The organism is Stenotrophomonas sp. YJH_SMC_133 (assembly GCF_059370655.1).
Genome location: NZ_JCAFTW010000003.1, coordinates 194,340 through 216,199 on the forward strand (window position 1 = coordinate 194,340; position 21,860 = coordinate 216,199).

24 protein-coding genes are annotated in these 21,860 nt (G+C 66.2%); 18 read left to right on the forward strand and 6 right to left on the reverse strand.

Annotated elements, in window-relative coordinates; all coding sequences use genetic code 11:
* The first annotated feature begins 3 nt into the window (after positions 1-3).
* Positions 4-1,137: an MFS transporter gene (locus tag AC5P78_RS05390; protein ID WP_043033653.1), complete on the forward strand. Its 1,134-nt coding sequence runs from the start codon at positions 4-6 to the stop codon at positions 1,135-1,137.
* Positions 1,138-1,203: 66 nt separating this feature from the next.
* Here AC5P78_RS05390 and AC5P78_RS05395 read toward each other — a convergent pair whose 3' ends face one another.
* The 6 genes from AC5P78_RS05395 to AC5P78_RS05420 all read right to left on the reverse strand — a co-directional run bounded on the left by AC5P78_RS05395 (position 1,204) and on the right by AC5P78_RS05420 (position 7,525).
* Complete coding sequence (locus AC5P78_RS05395; RefSeq protein WP_005408349.1) at positions 1,204-2,484, reverse strand: RICIN domain-containing protein; 1,281 nt, start codon at positions 2,482-2,484, stop codon at positions 1,204-1,206.
* Between the two features lie 167 nt (positions 2,485-2,651).
* The gene (locus AC5P78_RS05400; RefSeq protein ID WP_414498232.1) at positions 2,652-4,157 is read right to left on the reverse strand and encodes a PepSY domain-containing protein; all 1,506 of its coding nucleotides are present in this window, start codon (positions 4,155-4,157) and stop codon (positions 2,652-2,654) included.
* Positions 4,158-4,168: 11 nt separating this feature from the next.
* On the reverse strand, positions 4,169-6,307 hold the full coding sequence (locus AC5P78_RS05405; RefSeq protein WP_414498231.1) for a TonB-dependent receptor: 2,139 nt from the start codon (positions 6,305-6,307) through the stop codon (positions 4,169-4,171).
* Positions 6,308-6,436: 129 nt separating this feature from the next.
* Positions 6,437-6,823, reverse strand: a complete 387-nt coding sequence (locus AC5P78_RS05410; RefSeq protein WP_005412471.1) for a DUF2946 family protein — start codon at positions 6,821-6,823, stop codon at positions 6,437-6,439.
* Positions 6,824-7,034: 211 nt separating this feature from the next.
* Positions 7,035-7,289, reverse strand: coding sequence for a hypothetical protein (locus AC5P78_RS05415; protein ID WP_012479313.1), 255 nt, complete (start codon positions 7,287-7,289; stop codon positions 7,035-7,037).
* An 11-nt stretch (positions 7,290-7,300) separates the two neighbouring features.
* Positions 7,301-7,525 (reverse strand): hypothetical protein, encoded by a 225-nt coding sequence (locus AC5P78_RS05420; RefSeq protein ID WP_005408344.1) that lies wholly within the window; start codon positions 7,523-7,525, stop codon positions 7,301-7,303.
* A 486-nt stretch (positions 7,526-8,011) separates the two neighbouring features.
* Between AC5P78_RS05420 and AC5P78_RS05425 the strand changes: the two genes are divergently transcribed.
* The 17 genes from AC5P78_RS05425 to AC5P78_RS05505 all read left to right on the forward strand — a co-directional run bounded on the left by AC5P78_RS05425 (position 8,012) and on the right by AC5P78_RS05505 (position 21,860).
* Positions 8,012-10,348, forward strand: coding sequence for a VapE domain-containing protein (locus AC5P78_RS05425; protein ID WP_414498230.1), 2,337 nt, complete (start codon positions 8,012-8,014; stop codon positions 10,346-10,348).
* Positions 10,349-10,630: a DUF7696 family protein gene (locus AC5P78_RS05430; RefSeq protein WP_043033658.1), complete on the forward strand. Its 282-nt coding sequence runs from the start codon at positions 10,349-10,351 to the stop codon at positions 10,628-10,630.
* Between the two features lie 64 nt (positions 10,631-10,694).
* On the forward strand, positions 10,695-10,922 hold the full coding sequence (locus AC5P78_RS05435) for a hypothetical protein (protein ID WP_024956102.1): 228 nt from the start codon (positions 10,695-10,697) through the stop codon (positions 10,920-10,922).
* A 41-nt stretch (positions 10,923-10,963) separates the two neighbouring features.
* Positions 10,964-11,602 (forward strand): deoxynucleotide monophosphate kinase family protein, encoded by a 639-nt coding sequence (locus AC5P78_RS05440; protein ID WP_060380096.1) that lies wholly within the window; start codon positions 10,964-10,966, stop codon positions 11,600-11,602.
* A gap of 152 nt (positions 11,603-11,754) precedes the next feature.
* Entirely contained in the window at positions 11,755-12,138 is a 384-nt protein-coding gene (locus AC5P78_RS05445) for a hypothetical protein (protein WP_060380095.1), read from the forward strand.
* A 355-nt stretch (positions 12,139-12,493) separates the two neighbouring features.
* Positions 12,494-12,922 carry a helix-turn-helix domain-containing protein gene (locus tag AC5P78_RS05450; protein ID WP_223846372.1) on the forward strand — a complete coding sequence of 143 codons (429 nt, stop codon included), beginning with the start codon at positions 12,494-12,496 and terminating at the stop codon, positions 12,920-12,922.
* Complete coding sequence (locus tag AC5P78_RS05455; protein WP_043033662.1) at positions 12,919-13,269, forward strand: hypothetical protein; 351 nt, start codon at positions 12,919-12,921, stop codon at positions 13,267-13,269. The genes AC5P78_RS05450 and AC5P78_RS05455 overlap by 4 nt, the downstream gene beginning before the upstream one ends.
* Positions 13,266-13,751: a glycoside hydrolase family 24 protein gene (locus tag AC5P78_RS05460; RefSeq protein ID WP_049459412.1), complete on the forward strand. Its 486-nt coding sequence runs from the start codon at positions 13,266-13,268 to the stop codon at positions 13,749-13,751. Before AC5P78_RS05455 ends, AC5P78_RS05460 begins: the two co-directional genes overlap by 4 nt.
* A complete protein-coding gene (locus AC5P78_RS05465; RefSeq protein ID WP_059033345.1) occupies positions 13,748-14,125 on the forward strand; it encodes a hypothetical protein in 378 nt (125 codons plus the stop codon). Before AC5P78_RS05460 ends, AC5P78_RS05465 begins: the two co-directional genes overlap by 4 nt.
* Positions 14,126-14,477: 352 nt before the next feature.
* Positions 14,478-15,032: a hypothetical protein gene (locus tag AC5P78_RS05470; protein WP_049397157.1), complete on the forward strand. Its 555-nt coding sequence runs from the start codon at positions 14,478-14,480 to the stop codon at positions 15,030-15,032.
* Positions 15,029-15,619, forward strand: coding sequence for a phage baseplate assembly protein V (locus tag AC5P78_RS05475; protein WP_049397155.1), 591 nt, complete (start codon positions 15,029-15,031; stop codon positions 15,617-15,619). The genes AC5P78_RS05470 and AC5P78_RS05475 overlap by 4 nt, the downstream gene beginning before the upstream one ends.
* 52 nt (positions 15,620-15,671) lie before the next feature.
* Positions 15,672-16,010 carry a GPW/gp25 family protein gene (locus AC5P78_RS05480; protein ID WP_005408332.1) on the forward strand — a complete coding sequence of 113 codons (339 nt, stop codon included), beginning with the start codon at positions 15,672-15,674 and terminating at the stop codon, positions 16,008-16,010.
* A 2-nt stretch (positions 16,011-16,012) separates the two neighbouring features.
* Entirely contained in the window at positions 16,013-16,909 is an 897-nt protein-coding gene (locus tag AC5P78_RS05485; RefSeq protein ID WP_049459408.1) for a baseplate assembly protein, read from the forward strand.
* 223 nt (positions 16,910-17,132) lie between these two features.
* The gene (locus AC5P78_RS05490; protein ID WP_134948479.1) at positions 17,133-17,681 is read left to right on the forward strand and encodes a phage tail protein I; all 549 of its coding nucleotides are present in this window, start codon (positions 17,133-17,135) and stop codon (positions 17,679-17,681) included.
* 7 nt (positions 17,682-17,688) lie between these two features.
* The gene (locus AC5P78_RS05495) at positions 17,689-19,890 is read left to right on the forward strand and encodes a tail fiber domain-containing protein (protein WP_414498229.1); all 2,202 of its coding nucleotides are present in this window, start codon (positions 17,689-17,691) and stop codon (positions 19,888-19,890) included.
* 1 nt (position 19,891) lies between these two features.
* On the forward strand, positions 19,892-20,551 hold the full coding sequence (locus AC5P78_RS05500; protein WP_111173608.1) for a hypothetical protein: 660 nt from the start codon (positions 19,892-19,894) through the stop codon (positions 20,549-20,551).
* Positions 20,552-20,657: 106 nt separating this feature from the next.
* A complete protein-coding gene (locus AC5P78_RS05505; protein ID WP_024956112.1) occupies positions 20,658-21,860 on the forward strand; it encodes a phage tail sheath C-terminal domain-containing protein in 1,203 nt (400 codons plus the stop codon).

The window sequence follows — 21,860 nt, forward strand, 5'->3', positions numbered from 1 at the left end:
CTCATGTCCCTTGCCAACCGCGCGCGTGCCGAACAGCACGCGACCCGCGCTGCGTTCTTCATTCCCGGCTTCGCCACCGCGTTGTGGGCCACCCTGGTGCCATTCGCCAAAGCGCGCACCGGGATCAATGACGCCACGCTGGGACTGGTGCTGCTCTGCCTCGGTGCCGGCTCGCTGCTGGCGATGCCCTTGTCCGGCGTGCTGGCCGCACGCCTCGGTTGCCGCCGGGTGATGGTGGCCAGCAGCCTGCTGATCTGCCTGACCGTGCCCGGCCTGGCACTGGCCGGTTCAGCCTGGACGCTGGGCGTGGTGCTGTTCGTGTTCGGTGCGGCCGTGGGCGCGATGGACTGCACGATGAACGTGCAGGCCGTCATCGTCGAGCGCGAAGCACGGCGGGTGATGATGTCTGGCTTCCATGCTTTCTTCAGCATTGGCGGCTTCCTCGGCGCGGCCACCATGACCGTGCTGCTGTCCGCACAGTTGCCGCCCTTGGCATCGGTGCTGATCGGTGTCGGCACCATGCTGCTGGTGACGCTGTTGTCGGCGACCTACTGGCACAGCGAACGCATGCCGCACGACACACCGATGCTGGCCCTGCCGCATGGCATCGTGCTGTTCATCGGCGTGCTGGCGTTCGTCGCCTTCCTCGGCGAAGGTGCGATGCTCGACTGGAGCGCGGTGTTCCTCAGCGATGTACGTCGCGTCGATGCCAGCCTCGCCGGCGTCGGCTATGTGACCTTCACCCTGACCATGACGGTCGCGCGCCTGTTCGGCGATGCACTGGTGGCACGCGTGGGCCGCCAGCGCGCGATCGTGTTCGGCGCGCTGCTCGCCGCTGCCGGCGTGCTGGTGCTGACCCTGGTCACGCCGTGGCAGATGTCGTTGGCCGGATACGTGCTGGTCGGCCTCGGCTGCGCCAACATCGCGCCGGCGCTGTTCTCGCTGGCCGGCCATCAGAACCGCATGCCCGGTGCACTGGCGATCACGGCCGTCTCTACGCTGGGCTTTGCCGGCATCCTTGCCGGACCGGCGTTGATCGGCTTTGCCGCCAATCATTTCGGTCTGATTGCTGCGTTCATCGGTGTGGCCACGGCCTTGTTGCTGGTGGCCGTGTCCACACGTTGGCTGCGGGTGTGACGCCTGTACGGAACCGCGCGCCCGAAGGCACGCGGTTCCAGAGCATGACATCAGCCCTGGCTCTCCTCAGTAGGAGGAGAACTGCCAGCGCTGGTTGTCGCCACCATGGCACATCCACATGTGCACCTTGGAGCCATTGGTGTTGCCCAGGCCAGGATCATCCAGGCACATGTTGGTCTGCGGATTGCGGATCTCGCCGACCAGGCGCCACGACTGGTGCGCACCGCCGTTGCAGGACCACATGCGGATCGCATTGCCGTCATGGCTTGCGCCGTCGGCTGCCTCCAGGCACTTCCCGCCCAGCCCGCGGATCGATCCATCCGAACCCAGTTCGAAGCGCTGCTGCGGTACACCCGTACAGTCCCACAGCTGTACGCGGGTGCCATCTGCCGTGTTGGCGCCTTCCACATCCAGGCACTTGCCGCCGACACCGACGATCGAGCCGTTGGCCGGATTGAACTCCCACTTCTGGTTGGCAGTCTGTGCGTTGCTGTAAAGCTGGATCTTGGTGCCGTTGGCGCTGGAGGCGCCGATGGCGTCGAGCACCTTATCGCCCACGCCGACGATGGAGGTATTGGTGAACTTCCATGACTGGTTCCAATCACCGTGCGCGTCATACAGCTGGATCCGGCTTCCATTACTGGTGCCGTAACCTACGATATCGAGTACGCGGTTGCTGGGCACACCGGTGATGGTCGACGTGTTGGGCTTCACCGTCCACAACTGCTGCGGCGTGCCCGGCGTGCAGTCCCACACTTGGATGGCGGTACCCGGACCGGTGTTGGCGCCTTCGGCGTCGAGGCACTTGTTGCCTGCGCCGCGGATCTCACCAAAGGTTGGAATGTTGCGCAGGTTGATCGGCGCCGACACCGAACCTTGCGAGAACTGGCCATCGCCGCTGAAGGTGGCGGTGATCGATGCGGTGGTGAAGCCGGCGGGCACGGTGTAGTTCACCGCAACCTTGGCGGGGCTGCCATAGGCATAGCGATGCGTACAGAACTGGACATCGCGTGTTGCCGCATAGCAAGCCTGGTCAAGCTGGGAAACGAGACCTGCCATTGGTGTATTGGTCGTGCTGACCTGCACTTTACCCACCGCTTGGCCATTCACCTTGAATTCGACGAAGCCACCGATCTGCTCATTGCCCGGGATGTGATACAGCCCCAGCGCCTGGCCATCGACCTGCGCAGAAAGCTGGATCACCTGCCCCGGCGCCGGAAGGGCATTGGACACGGAAGCCGTGGTGGTGGTCGGGAGGTTGTAGAGACGCGGGAACGATTTGGCCTGCGCGCCCGCAGATGCCGCTGCAATTCCAATTGCGAGAACACCCATCGAAACGTAGTTCATCCTTGCTCCATTTACGTTGTGTGGAAATCCTATCCAGGGACCACCATTGAAACGCTGCAAGTACGGTGCCCCCTGCACTCCCTGGCCATCGACATCGACTGCGGGCCGCGGCCTTCATGGCCAGGAACTCCGGATAGTCTCACAGACGGCGCGCTCGCGGCAGGATGCTACCGCCGCCTGCGCCGCAGTTTCATCCGCAACCGGCGGTAGCCGATCACCGTGGCCGTTGCACACAACGCAGCGCCAGCCAGGCTCAGCAGCAGCAACACCGCCAGCCGGGCGATGTCCTGACGCAGCATCGCCGGCAGGTCCCAGCTGTGCAGGAAGTAGAACAGCCAGCGACCCACGCGCTCGCGACGCCCCATCGTCAGCAACGGGTCGCCAGTGGCCAGATCGAGGTAGACCCGCGTCGCCTCGGCATCGCCGAAATCAGCCACCGCCACCGGGAAGCGGCGTACCGCTGCGCCGTTCATGGCTTCCGGTGCACGCGGGTAGAAGTACGCATCCGCTGCGAGCTGGACCCAGTACCCCTGCACGGGCGCATCGGACAACGCCCGCACCTTCTGCTGCAGCCATGCGGCCGGCAGCAACCGCGCAACCTGCAGATGACCATCACTGCCGGACACAATGCGGGTCTCGCCCTGCCCGTCCAGCAACACCGCGAACAGCTCACCATCGATGCGTCGCCACTGGATCTCCACCGGCTTGAAGCGCGCGTCGTCGACGGCCGCCAGCAGCGCCGCCGGTTCACCCAACGCGCCATCCACCGCCACCGTACCGCCACGATAGCGTCCGCTGTCGATCGCTTCACGCGTGCTGCTGAAAACTCCCAACGGATTCATCGACATCAGCCCGCTGAAGATCCAGGTGAATACGAAGGCCGCAGCCACCAGCCCGATCAGATGGTGCCAGCGCATCCAGGGCTCGACGTACGGCGTCTTCGCGCCAGTGCGGTAGTGCCCGCGGAAGCGCCAGCGCCACACACCCACCACGATGCCGCTGATCGCCGCCACCGTGCACAGCGCGGACAGCGCGATCACCCCCCACGTCCACACCGGGTCCACCGACTGCATGCGCAGGAAGTACAACCAGTGCAGCCAGGCGCCCACATAGTTCCAGCGCTGCTGCACATGCGGTGCGTCCTGCACCACTTCGCCGGTGTGTGAGGACACATACACATCCCCTGGCTGCGCGCCGCCCACTTCAACCCGGTACAGCGGCCGATGCGCATCCAGCGCACGCGAATGCGTCCAGCGGTCCTCGTCCACGCGTGTCGCGCCGACGAAGGCTTGGCCGCCCGCGAACTGTGCGGCGGATGCTTCGGCTCGCTGTGCCGACACCGGCAGCAGCGCCTGGCCGGTGTACGCCGACCAGGCGCCCACGTTGCGGCCATTGCGCACCACATACGCAGGCTCGCCACGCAGCGTGGTCAGTGCCACGCTTTCCGGCTCGGCCTGCACCGCCGCCGGCAGTACCGACAGTCCCTGCAGATCGCGGGCATCAGCCAGCACCGGCAACGCCGCCAGCCGCTCACCGGGTGTCAGCTTCGGGTAACCAATGAACAGCATCACCATGCCGCTGACAAACCACAGCAACATCAGCAGGCATCCGCCGATGCCCAGCCAGCGGTGCACCAGGTAGGTCCAGCGCTTGGCGGTGGATCGCAACGTCATCGCCAGCCTCCTCAGAAGCGATGGTCGACGGTGAACTCGACGCGCCGGTCCGCACCCAGCAGCCACTGCGTGCTGGTGTAGTACGCGGTGGCGTAGTAAGCCTTGTCGAACACGTTGAACAGCCGCGCCGACAGCCGCGTGCGCGGTGCCGCCTGCCAGGTCAGTGCCAGGTCGGTGGTGCTGTAGCCGGGCAGCTCCAAGGTGTTGGCGTTGTCGGCGTAGCGCTTGCCGACGTAACGCACGCCACCCGCCGCACTCCAGTCCGGTGCGAACTGCCAGCTCAGCCACACATTGGCCAGGCGCTCGGCCACGTTCGGTGGCACATTGCCATCACGCGACACCAGCACCGCCGGCGAACCGGTGGTTTCCAGGAAGTCCTCGAAATCGGCCTTCAGCACCGTGGCGTTGGCATCGAGCGACCAGTGCGGCGCGAAGTTCCAGTTCAAGGAGGCTTCAACGCCACGCGAGGTCTGTGCGCCCACCTGCACGCGGCGATCCGGCACCAGCGGATCGCGGCTGAGCAGCCCGGTCTTGCGGATGCGGTACGCCGCCAGCGTCCACTCGCCGCCATCGAAGGCCTGCTTCAGGCCCACCTCGATCTGCCGGCCCTTGGCCAGGTCGAAGGCCCCGTTGGCCGGGCTGATCATCAACAGGCCACTCACCGGGTCCGCCGCCTGCGAGTACTGCGCATACAGGTTCAACGTCGGCTGCAGCGCGAATACCGTGCCTGCACGCCAGCCGGTGCTGCGGTAGGTCTTCGAGAACGCGTTCTGGCCGCTGATCAGATCGGTACGATCAATGCGCGCGCGGTCGTGGCGCAGCCCACCCAGCATCGACCAGCGCTCGCTCAGCGCCAAGCGGTCTTCCACGAACAGCGCGTACTGCTCGGCACGATTACGGTAGCGCGGCAGGTTCGGCGCGTCGCTGGTGAACTGGCCCGGCACCGGATCGAACGGATCGACCGGGCCCGAGCTGCCGGCATAGGTGTTGTTGGTGTGCTTGAAGTGCGCGCGGTTGGCATCGAGGCCCACGGCGAAGCTGTTGGCCAGGCCCGCAATGTTCCCCTGTACCCTCAGCGTCGAGGTCAACCCGGTCTGGTCCTGGTCGTGGGTGATCTCGGTATTGCCTGAGCGATCGATCAAGCCGGTAGCGCGGTTGTAGACGTAGGCTTCGGCATTGCGCCAATCGCGCTGGCTGTCGATCTGGTAGAGGCGCGTGCGCCATTCGACGCTTGCGTTCGGCGTCCACAGCGCATCGAGCTGGGTCCAGCGGTCGCGGTAGCGGATGTCGCTGTCTTCCACGTTGTAGTTGCGGTGGCGCAGCGCCTCCAGCTGGCGGCCATCTACCAGTGGCGTGCCGAAGTAGCGCATCGGTTGCTGATAGCCTTCCGCATGGGTGAGCGACAGCTGCAGATCCGCACGCGGTTGCCACAGCAGTGCGCCGGAGAAGGTGGCATCACTACTGCGCCCGCGATCAACCCAGCCACCGCTGTAGTTGCCGCTCACATCCAGCCGGTAGGCCAGCTCGGGCGTCAGCGCGCCGCCACTGCCGAAGCCCAGGCGTGCGGTGTCCTCGCTGCCCACGGTTGCGCTGATCTCGTTCTCGATGGCACCGCGCGTCGGCTTCTTCGGCACGATGTTGATGACCCCGCCAATGGCACCATCGCCATGGATGACCGAGGCCGGACCGCGCAGCACTTCGATGCGCTCGATGGACCAGGTATCGAACGGAAAGGTGATGCCCACGCCGCCATACTGGCGCAGCCCGTCATACAGGCGCATCACGGAAGCGCCATCGGTGAAGCCACGGCTGGACAGCGCACTCAGGCCGTTGCCCGGGTGCGGCATCGCACTGATCGCACCGGCGCGGCTGATCGCATCATTGAGGTTGGTGTCGCCGCGCTGTTCCAGCTGCTCGCGCGAAATCACCGTCAGGCTGGCCGGTGTCTGCAGCACGCTCAGGCCCAACGCAGAGCCTGCGCTGGAGGTGGAAGACAGCTCGCCGCTGCGGGTATCGACCACGCGCACGGTATCCAGCGTGGTCGGTGGTGCCGCATCGGCGGCAAGTACAGAGGCGGTGTGCAGGAGCAACGCGCACATGGCAGGCAGCGCCGCCCTGCGCAGGCGCGCGGAGTTGGGGTTGGTTTTCATCTGTTCACGGCATGCAGGGCCACCCCGCAGTGGCAGGGCAGCTCAGGGAGTTCGGGGAACGCGCACGCAGTCGCGCCAGGCCATGCCTGGCAGCTTGGGAAAATCAATCCAAAGGCGTGCGCGCAGGGCTCAGACAGCCATGAAGACCGGCGGCCCACGCGCTCCCAATGTGCCGCTGACCCGCTGCGGCAACGCCTGCACTGCACCACGCAGCGCACGGCATATCGATACCATCGGTGCCAACAGCAGCAATGCCGCCACCAGCAGGGTGATCAGCCGCGCGGCGATCAGGCAGTAGTCGCAGTCCACGCCCATCTCATGCGCGGCGTGTGGATCGGCGGGCGGCTTCTTTGCGACCTCGCCCTGCTGCATCGCCATCGCGTGGTGGTCGTGATGGCCCTCCATCGCATGCTGCGCATGCTGGGAATGGTCCATCGCCGCTACCGGCACAGCCGCTGCAACGTGACCATGCGCCAGCCAGCGGCTCACCAGCGGGGCAAGCAGCACCAGCAGCATGGCTAGCCATGCCAGGGCCTGGAACCGGCGGTGGAGGACAGAACGACGCACCCGGCCATTCTACGGGCCTGCGGTCAACCTTGGACCACGTTCAGGGTTGCCCGGCGGCCAGTGCGACGTTATGACGCAGCCTCCAGCGCAGGGGATCGTCCACTGCCCGAGGGGGACGGAAGGCAGCCTGGCCGGCCCCTTCCGCCCCCGCACCGGATGACTAGAACCGCGCCGGTTGCTGCACCGCGCGCTCCAGGAACATGAAACCCGCCTGCAGGCTGTTGCGGGCGTTCTCCAACCAGCGCTCCGGATCGGCTACCGCAAATCGCTCCTGTGCATCCACATCACCCGAGTCGGCCAGATCAGCCAGCTGCAGATGGATGTGGTTCTCCACCAAGCTCACCAGCACGGCGAGCTCGGCCGATAAACCGGCGATGCGTTCGGTGAAGCCAGCGTCGTTGCTGTTCAGAGACATGTCCCCTGTTCCTATGCGTTGCGGTGTTGATGGATGGCTTCGAAACGCTCGGCACAGGCAGGCCCGCAGAACAGTCTTGCCGGATCGTTGTCGAAGTCCTCGCTGCAGTCCGGGTTGTGGCATTCCCCCATGGGAGTGAGAGGGGCAACGTTGCTGGCCCGCGTTGCGTGCTGGGCCAGGGCGCGTTGCAGGTGGCGCGCTTCCATTTCCTGCGCTTCGTCGATGGTGTCCGTCATGCGGGTTGTATTTTATCGAGGGGCGGTCGCACCGATTGAGAACGTCGCAACGACCGTCAACGACGCGGACTCCGCGGCGGATCGGCGTTCGTGGTTGCAGTGGATTTCAGGCATGCAGGCTCCTTGTGCACGGGCGCCCGAAGGCGCGATGGAGAGAAACGAAGGGCCGTCGCTGACGGCGATAGCATCATCCGAAAACCGGTTCTCGCCAACTGCGACGCATCGGCACGATCACAGTGATCTGCGAACGCCATCGCAGATCCAACGCGTACTGGGTGGCGCCGTCATGGCCAGGGATGCAAGGTGCTGGAAGGTGTTGCAAATGAAGCGCCGTTCCGACACCATGACCGTATCACCACTCCCATCACATCCTGACCACACTGCGTCGGTCGGCCGCTGCGTGACCTGCGCACGCCGGACACTGCACAGCACGTTGGCCGCCATCGGCCGCCGTGGACCGATCCACGTTCCCAGGGGCCTTGTCGAATGCACACACCGCATCCCACGCAGGACATCGTTCCCGCGTTCCTGCAGGCCATGCACGCGCACGGCATCGTGCCGGACGCGCGCGGCCGCGACGCGCTCAACGCCGATGGCACGCTGGTGCGCTTCCATGTGGAAGGCGACCGTCGTGGCACGCGCAATGGTTGGGCGGTGTTGTTTGGAGACCACGTGCCGGCCGGCGAGTTCGGCAGCTGGCGGACCGGCACCCGCCATGCCTGGTGCGCGAAATCGCCGACCGCGTTGAGCGCCGCCGAGCAGCGTGCCATCAGGCAACGCCAGGAGGCGGCCCGCAGCGAGCGCGAACGGCATCAGCGCGAACGCGAGGACGCCGCCGCCAGGGCGGCCAACGTGCTGTGGAACCGAGCCATTCCTGCCGATGCCCACCACCCCTATCTCGTACGCAAGGGCATCCATGCACATGGCCTGCGTGTGGCGCCATGGCCGGTGCGCAACAGCGATGGCCTTGTCTTCCGCCACATCGACAGCGCCCTGCTGGTATCGGTGATGAACAGCGCGGGCCGTATCGTCTCGTTGCAGGCGATCTTTCCCCGCGTGGATCCAGCACTTGGCCGCGACAAGGACTTCCTTTCCGGTGGCCGCAAGCAGGGCTGCTTCCATGTCATCGGCAAGCCGGTTACCGGCCAGCCGATCGCCATTGCAGAGGGCTATGCCACCGCCGGATCCATCCACCAGGCCACGGGCTGGTGCGTGGTGGTGGCCTGGGATGCAGGCAACCTTGGCGCGGTCGCCCGAGCCTGGCGCGGCGCCATGCCGGACGCGTCATTCGTGCTGTGTGCCGACAACGATCAGTGGACGCGGCAGCCGCTGGACAACCCTGGCGTCACCCTGGCCACGCAGGCTGCCGCGGACATCGATGCCCGCGTGGTCTGGCCCGAGTTCGCCACGCTGCATGGCGACGATGACCGCCCTACCGACTTCAACGACCTGCATCTGCGCGAGGGGCTGGACACCGTGCGTGCCCAGTTGTTGCCCCCCATGCCGCCGGCAGGGGGCGACGACGTGGCACTGGACGATGCGCCGTCATCGGCCAGCGCGCGCTACCAGGTGCCTGGCAACCTGTCCGCATTCGATGCCTTCACCCCGTTTCCCGATACCAACGCGCGCGGGCGGCCGTTGCCAACCGCCCGCAACCTGGCCGAACTGTGCCGTCGTACCGGTGTGACCGTGCGCTACAACGTCATCCGCAAGGATCTGGAGATTCTGGTCCCTGGGCTGCAGACGACCGTGGACAACGCCAAGGAGGTCGCGGCGGGCGAAGTGATGGATTGCATGCACCGCGCCGGCATGGCCACCGCCAGCTTCGAGACCAACCTGTGCCAGGTGGCCGAAGCCAATCCCTACAACCCGGTCGCCAGCTGGATCACCTCACGGCCGTGGGATGGCCAGTCCCGCCTGCAGGCGTTCTTCGATACAGTGCAGGAAGCCAAGCCCACGCACATGGCCGACGGCCGCGTGCTGAAGGAAGTCCTGATGCGGCGCTGGCTGATCTCCGGCGTGGCTGCGGCGTTTGAGCCCGATGGCGTGGTCGCGCGCGGCGTGCTGACGTTCGTTTCGAAACAGAACCTGGGCAAGACACGCTGGGCGCGGCAGCTGGCGCCGGTAGAGCTGCAACTGATCGCCGACGGTGTGGTGCTCGATCCGGCCAACAAGGACAGCGTCAAGCAGGTCATCTCCAGATGGATCGTCGAGCTGGGCGAAGTCGATGCCACCTTCCGCCGTACCGATATCGCGGCGCTGAAATCATTCATCTCGCGCAGCCATGACGAGATCCGTCGCCCCTACGCGCGCACCGAATCCCGCTATGCGCGGCGCACCATCCTGTTTGCCAGTGTCAACGACGAACGCTTCCTCCGCGATGCCACCGGCAACACCCGCTGGTGGACCGTGCACGCCGTGGCGCTGGGCGAACCGGCGCGGATCGACATGCAGCAGGTCTGGGCTGAGGCCCATGCGTTGTACTGCAGTGGCGAGACCTGGCACTTGAGTGCCGAGGAACTGGATGCGCTCAATGCCACCAACAGCGAACACGAGCCCATCTCGCCGATCGCCGAACTGATCGATCGTCATTTCGACTGGTCGCTCCCTGCCGAGCACTGGAGCGCGCACTACCGCGCCACCGAGATCGTCATCGCGGTGGGCATCGACAGGCCCAACCGTCGCGAGGTGAACGAGGCCGCCGCCTACGTGGTGAAGCGGCATGGCGTGCGCACCCGCGTGGTGGGCAAGGAGCGGGCCAAGGTCTGGCTGATGCCACAGCGCAGACGCAGTCTGGCCGAGCACGCGGCAGGGCCGTTCTAGATGCCGCGCCTCCATGATGGTCGCGACGTTGACAGCAGCAGCGGCGACTGGCGCCTGCACTGCGAAGCACGTCGCCTGCTGCAACTGGACGGCTACCGGCGCGTGGGCACCGACGGGCGCTGGACGACGGTCAGTCCGCGCCGGCACCGCCAACAGTATCTCGAGGGTGTCCTGGCCGCACGCGGGCCGGTTGAGCGTGAGCGTCTGGCAGCAGCGGCATTGCGGCTGTGGATCGCCAGCCCGCCCAACCGCACCATGATGCAAGTAGATGAAAGGTGTTGACTGGGAGCATCTACAGGGGCAAGATGCAGGTATCGGCCCGCCACCTTCCAGGAGCGCTTCCGCCATGTCCCGTCCCCGACTGCATGCCTTCGAAGGTGAGCAGCTGACCGTGCAGCAGATCCACCAGCGGGTACCGGTGCTGTCCGAGCGGACCATCCGCGACCACCTTGCTGCCGGCCGGCGTACCCGCACCGCCATGTTGTGCTTTGACCCGATCGCCGCAGCGGCCCGGGGAGGGCGCATCACCCAGCGCATCCTCCGCGCCCGCAGCGTCGTCGGTCGCGATTCCTGATCCTCCGGCACCTGCCGCATTTCTCCAGGAGTAGATTCCGCATGATTCCCGCCTCCCTCGACAGCGGTCATCGCCTGATTGCCGACACACTGGCCGCGTTCCGTGCCGGCCCTGGACTGGGCAGCGTTGCCCTGCGGCCGGCGCCACGCTCTCGTGTGCCGCTCTACATCGGCATCGCCGGCAGCAAGCGCTCGGGCAAGGACACACTCGCCAATGGACTGGCGTCGGCGTTGTCACTGCCATGCGACAGCTTCGCGGGCCCGCTGCGGCAATTGGTCGCCACCCTCCTCGGGCTCTCCCTGCACGAACTGGACAGCCGCAAGGAGGACGCCATCGACTGGCTGGCCGAACTCACCCCGCGCCACCTGATGCAGACCGCCGGTACCGAGTGGGGGCGTGACCGCGTCCATCCCGAGCTGTGGGTACGCTCGCTGTTCGCACGCCTGCCCGAGGGCGGGCTGGTACCCGACGTCCGCTTCGCCAATGAGGCCCGCGCGATCCGGCGTCGTGGTGGTGTCGTGATCCGCGTCAATCGCCCAGGCCATCGCAGCAGCGACCCTCATGCCAGCGAGCAGCCGCTGCCGCATGAGCTGGTCGACATCGAAGTCGACAATGACAGCACCCCGGCCGATCTGGTCCGCAGATCGCTGGACCAGCTGCGTTCGCGCGGTGTGATCTGATCCGGAATGCCGGCCCGCCATCCGGTCCATCCCCCGAACCCAGCGCAGGCCCCGACCCATCATCGGCGAAAATGATGTAAGGTCATCCCCCATCACCGACGACACCTGTCGTCACCCTGCATCCCCAACCCATTTCGCAAAGAGGAAACGCCATGGAGGTCGAACAGTTCACGTCGACGCGCCTGAAGGCCATCGAGTTGTTCAAGTCCCAGCCCAAGGGCAGCAAGGACATCGTGAGCCTGGATGCGATCTTCATCTCGCTGTGCACGCTGGCCACTGCCCGGGCGGGCGCAGGCAGCGCCCAGCAGGCGCGTACCGTGGCCCGCCCGGGCAGCCAGCAGCCGCCCGCGCCATGGTTCGTCGAAACCCTTGCGGCCCTGAAGGGCAAGGGCGAGTCGATCACCGTGGCGCGCTTCCTGATGTTCGCCAACCGCTTCCCGGTCAAGCGCATGGACCAGGTCAACGCGGCACGCTGGCTGCGCGACGCCGGGTACATCCCCCGCAAGACCGGCGGCAACCTGGTGTTCGATCTTTGATCCAGCGCCCCCTGCAGTCCTGAAGCCCCGGCATCGTCCGGGGCTTTTTCGTTTCCGGCCAGTACACGGCGCATGAGGCTGTGTGGCAGGTGGCCGTCCTCACCCTGTACCTGCCCCATCCCCTTGATCTGCCTCTGTTCCTGCCAGGTGAGGACAACGAGTACGGATGTGCAGGAAAACACCAGCGGCCAGAGCAAGCGGATTCGGCTCACTGCAAGCAGGCGTGTCGTGCTCCTCCCCCCTCCTCACGCACGACTGAACGTCTTCAGCGCACCGATATAAAAGTAGATGAAAGGTGTTGACTGGACAGGCGGGATGGCAACAGTGGAGATCAATGCCACTGAAGACATCCTCCATGAACGCCCTGCCCGACAGCATCCAGACCCTGGCCGAGGTCATCGGCGAATCCGCAGCCCTCACGCTGGTGCGTGCCTGGCCGCCGACCACCTCCAGCACCACCGGCCGTCACCGCGTCATTGTCTACGTACCCTCCACCCTGCCCGACCAGCACCGGCTGATCGACATCCTTGGCCACGACGTCGCCCAGCGGCTGGTCGCGCACTTCGGCGGCGAACTGTTGTTCCTGGCATCCTGCTTCGCTGCCGGCGCGCACGAACGCCGCGAGCAGATTGCCCGCGCGGTCGCCAGCGGCATGCCACGCGACCATGTTGCGCGTGAGTTCGGCGTCTCACAGACCACCATCAAGCGCGCCCTGCGCGGTGCGCGCACCGCGTTGCCACCGGCTGTCCACCCGGCCCTGCTCAAGGGATACGCACGCGCATGAACGAGAGCGACCTGCTGGCCGGCGTGCCGGATTGGGCCAAGTACCTGGGCGGGACCTCGGGCGTGCTGATCGCGGTGTCGCTGTGGCTGCGCCAGTGGTTGTCGTCGGCCAAGGTCGACCGCACCGCCGATGAAGCCACCAGCAACACCCTGCGCACCCTGCAGGAACAGCTCGCGGCCGAACGTACACGCGCTGATGGGCTGATGCACGAGCGCGAGGCAATGGCCCAGGAGATCGGGCAGCTGCGCGGTGAAGTCAGCGCCCTGCGTGCACAGATCGCCCAGCAGAGCGTACAGATAGACGCCCTGCTGGCCCTGGTGCGCAAGCAGCCGGGGGCCGCCGCATGACCGCCGCTGCAGCCAGCGCCCTCGGTGGCACCAACGTTGCTGCGTTCCTGGACATGCTGGCGGTGTCCGAAGGCACCGATATACCCAGCCAGCGTTCGCGTGACCGCGGCTACGACGTCATCGTCGGTGGCCAGCTGTTCACCGACTACCGCGACCATCCCCGCGTGCTGGTGTCGCTGCCGCGCTACGGCATCAAATCCAGCGCCGCCGGCCGCTACCAGTTCCTGCGCAGCACCTGGGATGACCTGCGCGCGCGACTGGGTCTGCCTGACTTCGGGCCAGTCTCCCAGGACCGTGCAGCAGTCGCCCTGCTGAAACAGTGCGGTGCCTACGAGCTGATCCGGCTGGGACGCTTCGATGCCGCCGTCACCGCGGCCCGGCGCATCTGGGCATCGCTGCCGGGCGCCGGCTACGGCCAGAAGGAGCACGCACTGGAAACACTGCGCGCGGCGTACCGTGCCGCCGGCGGAGCCCTGCAGTGACGCCCGCGGGACTGAGGTTGGGCATCGGGTTGCTGGTCCTTGCCGGTAGCCACGCGAGCTGCGCCTGGCTGGGATGGACCCTGCGCGACCGCACTGCGGACCTTGCCGTTGCCACCACCCGGGCAGCGCAGCAGGAGGCCCGCACCGATGCAGTCCAGCGCGCGCACCAGCAGGCCCTCGCCAACAGCGCCGCAGGCGCGCAGGCCGAATCACAGCGCCTGGCCCACCAGGCCCGGCACACCGAACAGTTCAACACCCTGCAACGGGACATCGAGACCCATGCCAAGACTCCTGGTCGTGATCGCGGCGACGCTGACGCTGAGTTCGTGCGCATCTGGCGCGAGGCCAACGCCGGCCACGCCCTGCCGCGCTGACCTCAGCATCGCACCTGCCCAGCTGCTTCCCCCACCCCGCCTGCCGGACCTGCACGCAGCCAGCGATGACGCGCTGCTGCGCAATCACGTTGCGGTCGCACAGCAGTACCACGCGCTGGCCGACCAGCTGAGTGCGCTGCTATGCAGCCTCGGCAGCCAGCGCGGCATCACCATCAATGGCGCCGTGCCGGCAGCACCCGCCGACTGCGGCAGCAGTGCCACTCCCACGCACTGAGCCTGCCGGATACGGCCACGCCTGCAATGCCACCCCACCGCGGTGATGGCAACACTGGCTGCAGACCGCGCGCGCCGCACGGGCCACGCACTTCTTTCCTTCCCTGCATGAGCTGACATGGCGAACGATCCCTTCCCTCCCACGCTCGATCCGCTGATTGCCGCGATCGAAGCCACGATCCGCGCACGCTTTCCCGGGTTTGCAAGCGTCGAGTTCCATCGCGACGCCAACGCCGAGGGGATGCCCCTGCCGGCCTGCCTGCTGGCGATGACCCGCTGTGACCGCAGCAGGGACAACAATGATGGCAGTGGCCTGCTGCAGGCCACGCTACGCTTCGAAGCGCGCATTGCGCTGCCGGCGACCGATGCAAGCACAGCGCTGCAGCTGCGCAACGCGGCCCTCGCCCTGGCGACCTGGCTGCACCAGCTCGGCCGCTTCCCCGGCGTTGCCAGCGGTGCGATCGATGTGATTGCAGCATTGCCGGAAGACGCCGCGGCGGCACAGCCGGGCCTGCGCACCTGGATCGTCGAGTGGTCACTGCCGGTCGCGCTGGGCGACAACCCCTGGGACGACGCTGGCGGCGTGGTGCCGCAGGCGTGCTACAGCTTCGCGCCGGAGATCGGCCGCGTCCATGAGTCCCGCTACCAGCCATTGCCGGAGCGCGCACCATGAGCGCTGAACACGCGCGGTTGATCGGCAACCTGCTGATGATCGGTGTGGTACGCGAGCTGGACGAGGCAAACGGTCGCGTTCGCGTCGATGCCGACGGCATGCTTACCGACTGGATTCCCTGGCTGGAACGCGGCGCGGGACCGGGCGTACGCACCTGGTGCGCACCCGAACCCGGCGAGCAGGTCGTACTGGCGTGCCCCTATGGCGACCCCGGCCAGGCGCTGGTACTCGGCAGCCTGTACCAGGACCGCTTTCCGCCGCCGGCCGACTCGCGCCTGCGGCAGCGCACCGCGTTCGCCGACGGCAGCAGCGTCGAGTACGACCAGGAAACCACCACGCTCAACGTCCATGTCGGCAGCGGCAAGGTCATCGTCACCTGCGCGAATGCACAGGTGATCGCCAGCGAATCGATCGTGCTCGATACACCCTCGATCAAGGCGACCGGCGATCTGGATGTCAGCGGCGCGATCAGCGCCGGCAAGGACATCAGCACACCGGGCGAAGTCAAGGCCGGTGCCATCGGCCTGAAGGCACACACGCACACCGCACAGGGCCCAACCGCCCCGACCACGCCGGCCCAGGCCTGAGCGGCCACGCCTGCAATGCCCTGAAAACCCGCACTCCACGACGATAGAGGCCATGCGAGGAATCGACGCCAACACCGGCAAATCACTGGATGGGCTCGCCCATCTCCACCAGTCCGTGCGTGACATTCTCACCACACCCCTTGGCTCCCGCGTACTGCGCCGCGAATACGGTTCACGCGTATTCGAACTGATCGATGCGCCGACCAACCGCTCGCTGCGCATGGACCTGATCGCGGCCACCGTCGACGCGCTGGCGCGATGGGAACCGCGTCTCCACGTCGAGAACGTCGACGTCTCCCTCCCCGCCCCCGGCGTGATGATCCTGGCAGTGACCGGGATCCACCTGCCGGACGGCGAGGCCATCACCATCGAAGGAATCGAGGTTCGCTAACCGTGGCATCCGGCTCGTTCACCAGTGTCAATCTGTCCCAGCTGCCTGCACCGGCGGTCATCGAAGTGCTCGATTTCGAAGCCATGTTCGATGAATCGCTGACCGCACTGCAGGCCCTGGATCCCACCTTCGACGCGCTGCTGCCGTCGGACCCGGCCTTCAAGATCCTGGAGGTCTGCACCTACCTGCGCCTGCTTGATCGCCAGCGTGTCAACGACGCCGCGCGTGGCGTGATGCTGGCCTATGCCGGTGGCAGCGACCTCGACCACCTCGCCGCGATCTTCGGCGTCGCCCGCCAGGTGCTCGACCCGGGCAGGCCGCAGGAAGGCATTCCACCGCGATATGAGAGCGATGAGGACTTCCGCCGCCGCATCCAGCTGGGCCCGGAAGGGTTCAGCGTGGCGGGGCCGGAAGGTGCCTATGTATTCCATGCGCTGAGCGCGGACCCGCGCGTGCTCGACGCCAGTGCGACCAGTCCCGCCCCCGGCGAAGTGGTGGTCTCGGTGCTGTCGCGCGAAGCGGATGGAACCGCCACCCAGGGGCTGCTGGACATCGTCGAGGCGAAGCTGAGCGCCGATGACGTGCGACCGCTGACCGACCACGTGCTGGTGAAGCCGGCCACGATCGTCACCTACTCGGTCGACGCCACGCTGTTCACCTTTGCCGGCCCGGATTCGCAGGTCGTGCTTGCCGAAGCGCGCACCCGCCTGGACCGCTACATCAGCGAGTCACATCGTCTCGGCCGCGATGTCACCCGTTCGGGGTTGTTCGCCGCATTGCATGCCGAGGGCGTGCAGCGCGTGGAGATCGTCCATCCGGCTGCAGATGTGGTGGTGGACCGAACCCAGGCCACGCACTGCACCGGCGTGACCCTGACCCACGGCGGCACCGATGAATGAGCCGAGCACGCGCCTGATCAACGCGCGCCTGCGCGGCGCGATCGATGGCCGCAACCGCACCTTCCGCCACCCCGGCGGCGCGCTGGCGAGCCTGCAGGCGGTGTACCGCACCGATGCACGGGGGCGGCAGCCGTTGCAGGGCAGCGTCATCGAGGGCAGCAGGGTCACCCTGGCCGCTGCACCGGCGCCCGGCGAGGTCATCGATGGTGACGCCCAGGTGGTGGTGCCCTCGGCGGCGAACCTGCTTCCCGCCAACGCCACCCACGCCGAGCGCGCGCTTGCCCGCGCCATCGTCGCACGTCCGTTGCCGGTGGACATCACCGCGCTGTGGGATGCCGATCGCTGTCCGACCGCGCTGCTGCCCTGGCTGGCCTGGGCGCTGTCGGTGGACGAATGGAAGGCCTACTGGCCCGAGGCCGTGAAGCGCGCCCGGGTGCGTACGGCCATCGCCATCCAGCGACGCAAGGGCACCGCCGGCAGCGTGCGCGACGTGGTGGCCGCCTTCGGTGGATCGGTGCTGATCCGCGAGTGGTGGCAGCTGCAGCCCAAGGGCGCGCCGCACACCTTCGAAGCGGTGATGACCATCGCCAACCAGGATGGCCAGTCCGCCACGGCGATGTTCGTCGAGGACGTCATCGGCGAAATCACCCGGACCAAGCCGGTGCGCTCGCATTTCACCTTTACCCAGGGCATGCAGGCCGACGCCGCCATCGGCGCACTTGCAGCCGCCCACGCCACGGCCTTCCGCCGCCTTCAACTGATCGGAGAGTAACCCCCGCATGCGCTTGAAAATCACCGATGCCGGCTTCGCCAAGCTGGTCAATCCGCCGAACACCGGCACCAACGCCGTGCTGATCACCCAGATCGGCCTGACCTCGACCGCCTTCGTGCCGTCGGCGGGGCTCACTGCACTGCCCGGCGAGATCAAGCGCGTCGCCACCTTCGGCGGCCAGGCCGTGGGCGATGACACCGTGCACGTCACCATCCGCGATGACAGCGCCACCTCCTACACGCTGCGCGGCTTCGGCCTGTACCTGGCTGACGGTACGCTGTTCGCCAGCTACGGCCAGGCCGATCCGATCATGGAGAAGTCGGCCGCATCGATGCTGCTGCTGGCCACCGACACACGCTTCAGCGGGATCGACACGACGCAGATCCAGTTCGGTGATGCCGGCTTCCTCTATCCACCGGCCACCACCGAGGTCGTCGGCGTGGTCGAGCTGGCCACCAGCACCGAAGCCGAAGATGCGACCGACACCCAGCGCGTGGTGACTCCGCGTGGCATGCGTGCTTACACCGACAAGCGCTTCGGCGCCAGCGCCCCGACCGCGCTGGCGAAGACACTGCTGTCTGCGGCGAACACCGCGGCGGCGCGCACTGCGCTGGAACTGAAGAGCGCCGCACTGAAGGACACCGGGCATGGCAACGGCCTGGACGCCGACACACTGGATGGCAAGCACGCCTCCGAGTTCGCCCTGGCCGGTGACTTCGCCACCGTGGGCCACAAGCATGTGATTGCCGATGTGACCGGGCTGCAGTCGGCACTGGATGGCAAGGCGTCCAGGGGCGGCAACACGTTCACCGACCAGCAGTTCATCAACGGCACGTATCCGTTGCTGGGCTTCGGTGCCGCCGGTGCCGAACAGTCCTTCATTGGCGGCTGGGGAAATTCCAGCCTGTGGCGCGTATGGAGCGCGGACCGCAGTGCCAGCAGCGAAATCACCATCAAGCATGGCGACACGCCGCGCTGGAACGGCTCGCCGATGTGGCATGCCGGGAACTTCGCGCCTGAAGCGAAGATGGACAAGAGTGGCGGGACGTTCACTGGACACGTCGGCGTGAATGGAAACTCGCTTCGTTCCTATGGATGGAATGGTGTGGCCAACGACGGCGTACTCGTGCTCGGCGATACCAACTCCTACATTTTCAAGAACGGCTCGAACTTCACTTTCGCCAACGCGGCAGGCGGATACACCGCCATGCTCAACGCGGGCGGCACTGTTTGGACCAGCGGCAATTTCGATCCAGCAAGCAAGGTAAGCAAAGCCGGCGACACGATGACCGGCGAGTTGAAGAATCTCTCGCACATCACCGCTGGCCCGGCAGCCAGCAATAAAGTTCGCATCACTGTTTCCGGGGACGGCTTCCCGTGCATCATGGGTACCAACCCAGCTGTCGATGCATATGTGCCGATGAACTACTACGGCACGCGGCACAACTTCAACTCCGGAATTTTCGCGAGCGGGCCGTCATTGTTCCGTGCTGCGGGCGATTCCCAGCCAGGCATCCGATTCCACTCGCAGACTCTCAACGGCTATCCACGTACAACGATTGAAGCCGTCACCGGTGACAGCAGCAGCTTCGCGGAAATGCATGCGATCAGCAACGGCTTCCACTTCTACAACCCCTCGTTGCGACGTGGTATCCGCATGTCCAACTCGGGACAAGTGACCACTACGCCGGAGTTCACTAACCCCGCCACCGGCATCACAGGTTTTGGCTTCACTTCGGAGGGTTCATTTGGCGGCGGATTCGGCATGCTGGACAACTCCATCCAGGGTGGATGGTGGATGGCCGCCGGCACCATGCAGTGGGGCATCAGCACCTATCCGAACAGCATGGGTGCAGCAATGATCCTTGGTGGTAACGGCGCGCTCACTACGACGGGTGGTTACGACTTCGGATCTTCGCGCAAGCTGAAGAACATCGATGGCGAACTCTCCTACGGTCTGGCTGTTGTAGAGAAGATGGAACTGGCGGCCGGTCACTACAAGCCCGAATACAACGACGACGGTCGCCGTCGCCTGTTCTTCGTCGCCGAGCAGCTGGCCGAACTGGTGCCGGAAGCGGTCGACCTGGAAGGCGTCGAGTTCCAGGGTGAGCGCGTGGCATCGGTCAAGCTCGACCAGCTGCTGCCGGTGATGGCCAAGGCCATCCAGGAACTGGCCGCCGAAGTGCGCGCACTGAAAGCGGAGCGCTGACATGCCCAGCGGATATCGCTCTTCCGGTGTCGACTTTGACGACCTGTTCGATCCGTACGTTGAAGGTCCACTGGCGCAGGATTCGGGCCGCCGTATCGGCGGCGGCGACCTGAGCCGCCGCTATGCCCACATCCAGTACGGCAGCAAGCGTGCCGACGTAGGCCATCGCATCAACGGAATGGACGTGTCCAACCTGTGGGCGGCCCGGGGCACCGCAAGCTACCGGCCGCCCTTCCATGGCAAGGACTACTCAGCCGGCAATGGCGCCAAAACAAACTCATTCGGCGATGTCACGGCGTCGGTGCAGATCAGCCTGCTGTCCGACGGCAACTTCACCGTCCACAGCAACAGTTACGGCGGTGGCAACGATGCCACCGCCCAGGTGGATTCCGGTCGCTGGGCACCGGCGGGTGCAAACCCCAGCCAGTACGAAGTGCAGTTCACGGCCAGCAACACAGGTGCTGCTTCGTTCAGCACAAGCGCACCGTCATTCTCCTCACTTGCGACATCGCGCTCGGCAACCGTATCCATCAGCATTCCTGCGGCATCTTCCATGTACGAGAGCATCACGGTTGAGATAGCCGTTCATCTCCGTCGTTCCGGTAGCCCCGCTCAGGTTTCAACCGTATACGCCAACGTCGCCGTTTCGGGCTGGTACTGATTACACATCGGGCCACCGCTGCAATTATCGCGACCGCCACATTCTCCGAACATTACCCCGTCGCCTGCACAAGCCGGCACACACCCACACCGAGGAAGAACCCCGAATGACCGAATTTCTCCATGGCGTACAGGTCGTCAACATCGATACCGGTGCCCGATCGATTGCCATCGCCTCCAGCAGCGTGATCGGCATCGTCGGCACCGCACCGCTGGCCGACACCGAAGCGTTCCCCATCAACACGCCCGTACTGGTGACCTCGCCGTCGCAGGCCGCCAAGCTGTCGGCGACCACCGGCACCGATGCCGGCACCCTGCCCGGTGCGCTCGACACGATCTTCGACCAGTCCAGTGCCGTCGTCGTCGTGGTCCGCGTCGAGAAGGGCGCCAATGAAAGCGCCACCCTGGCCAACGTGCTGGGCGGCGTGAATGCCCAGACCGGCGCCTACGAAGGCGTGCATGCGCTGCTGGCCGCCAAGTCCATCGTCGGCGTCAAGCCGCGCATCCTGGTCGCACCCGGCTTCACCCATGTGCACCCGGCCGATCCGGCCAAGCCGGAGGCCGTGCTGGCCAACCCGGTCGTAGCGGAACTGCTCGGCATCGCCGACAAGCTGCGTGCGGTGATCATCAAGGATGGCCCGAACAGCAACGACGACGCTGCCAAGTCCACCGCCGCCCTGACCGGCTCCAAGCGCGTCTACGTGGTCGACCCCGCGCTGCTGGTGCAGTCCGGTGATGCCATCGTCACCCGCCATGCCTCCGGTGCCGTGGCCGGTGCCATCGCCCGCAGCGACAACGAGCGCGGCTGGTGGGCGTCGCCGTCGAACCTGGAACTCAACGGCGTGGTCGGTACCGCGCGTGCGATCGACTTCGGCCTGTCCGATGCCACCAGCCGCGCCAACCTGCTGAACCAGGCCAACGTGGCCACGGTCATCCGCGAAGGGGGCTTCCGCCTGTGGGGCAACCGCACCACCAGCATCGATCCGAAGTGGCAGTTCCTGTGCGTGGTGCGCACCGCCGACATCATCGCCGACAGCCTGGAAGCCGCCCACCTGTGGGCCGTCGACCGCGGCATCAGCAAGACCTACGTCGATGACGTGCGCGAGGGCGTCAATGCCTTCCTGCGCGGCCTGAAGACCCAGGGCGCGATCCTCGGCGGCAACTGCTGGATCGACCCGGAACTGAACGCAGCGGACAGCGTGGCCCAGGGCCGCTTCTACTGGGACTTCGACTTCACTCCGACCTACCCGGGTGAGCAGCTGACCTTCCGCATGCACATGAACAACAACTACGTCTCGGAGATCTTCTAA

Bases quoted from the DNA above. Each gene is read 5' to 3' on its own strand.
- AC5P78_RS05390 (WP_043033653.1), top strand. From the start codon at position 4: ATGTCCCTTGCCAACCGCGCGCGTGCCGAACAGCACGCGACCCGCGCT.
- AC5P78_RS05395 (WP_005408349.1), bottom strand. From the start codon at position 2,484: ATGAACTACGTTTCGATGGGTGTTCTCGCAATTGGAATTGCAGCGGCA.
- AC5P78_RS05400 (WP_414498232.1), bottom strand. From the start codon at position 4,157: ATGACGTTGCGATCCACCGCCAAGCGCTGGACCTACCTGGTGCACCGC.
- AC5P78_RS05405 (WP_414498231.1), bottom strand. From the start codon at position 6,307: ATGAAAACCAACCCCAACTCCGCGCGCCTGCGCAGGGCGGCGCTGCCT.
- AC5P78_RS05410 (WP_005412471.1), bottom strand. From the start codon at position 6,823: ATGCTGCTGGTGCTGCTTGCCCCGCTGGTGAGCCGCTGGCTGGCGCAT.
- AC5P78_RS05415 (WP_012479313.1), bottom strand. From the start codon at position 7,289: ATGTCTCTGAACAGCAACGACGCTGGCTTCACCGAACGCATCGCCGGT.
- AC5P78_RS05420 (WP_005408344.1), bottom strand. From the start codon at position 7,525: ATGACGGACACCATCGACGAAGCGCAGGAAATGGAAGCGCGCCACCTG.
- AC5P78_RS05425 (WP_414498230.1), top strand. From the start codon at position 8,012: ATGCACACACCGCATCCCACGCAGGACATCGTTCCCGCGTTCCTGCAG.
- AC5P78_RS05430 (WP_043033658.1), top strand. From the start codon at position 10,349: ATGCCGCGCCTCCATGATGGTCGCGACGTTGACAGCAGCAGCGGCGAC.
- AC5P78_RS05435 (WP_024956102.1), top strand. From the start codon at position 10,695: ATGTCCCGTCCCCGACTGCATGCCTTCGAAGGTGAGCAGCTGACCGTG.
- AC5P78_RS05440 (WP_060380096.1), top strand. From the start codon at position 10,964: ATGATTCCCGCCTCCCTCGACAGCGGTCATCGCCTGATTGCCGACACA.
- AC5P78_RS05445 (WP_060380095.1), top strand. From the start codon at position 11,755: ATGGAGGTCGAACAGTTCACGTCGACGCGCCTGAAGGCCATCGAGTTG.
- AC5P78_RS05450 (WP_223846372.1), top strand. From the start codon at position 12,494: ATGAACGCCCTGCCCGACAGCATCCAGACCCTGGCCGAGGTCATCGGC.
- AC5P78_RS05455 (WP_043033662.1), top strand. From the start codon at position 12,919: ATGAACGAGAGCGACCTGCTGGCCGGCGTGCCGGATTGGGCCAAGTAC.
- AC5P78_RS05460 (WP_049459412.1), top strand. From the start codon at position 13,266: ATGACCGCCGCTGCAGCCAGCGCCCTCGGTGGCACCAACGTTGCTGCG.
- AC5P78_RS05470 (WP_049397157.1), top strand. From the start codon at position 14,478: ATGGCGAACGATCCCTTCCCTCCCACGCTCGATCCGCTGATTGCCGCG.
- AC5P78_RS05475 (WP_049397155.1), top strand. From the start codon at position 15,029: ATGAGCGCTGAACACGCGCGGTTGATCGGCAACCTGCTGATGATCGGT.
- AC5P78_RS05480 (WP_005408332.1), top strand. From the start codon at position 15,672: ATGCGAGGAATCGACGCCAACACCGGCAAATCACTGGATGGGCTCGCC.
- AC5P78_RS05495 (WP_414498229.1), top strand. From the start codon at position 17,689: ATGCGCTTGAAAATCACCGATGCCGGCTTCGCCAAGCTGGTCAATCCG.
- AC5P78_RS05500 (WP_111173608.1), top strand. From the start codon at position 19,892: ATGCCCAGCGGATATCGCTCTTCCGGTGTCGACTTTGACGACCTGTTC.
- AC5P78_RS05505 (WP_024956112.1), top strand. From the start codon at position 20,658: ATGACCGAATTTCTCCATGGCGTACAGGTCGTCAACATCGATACCGGT.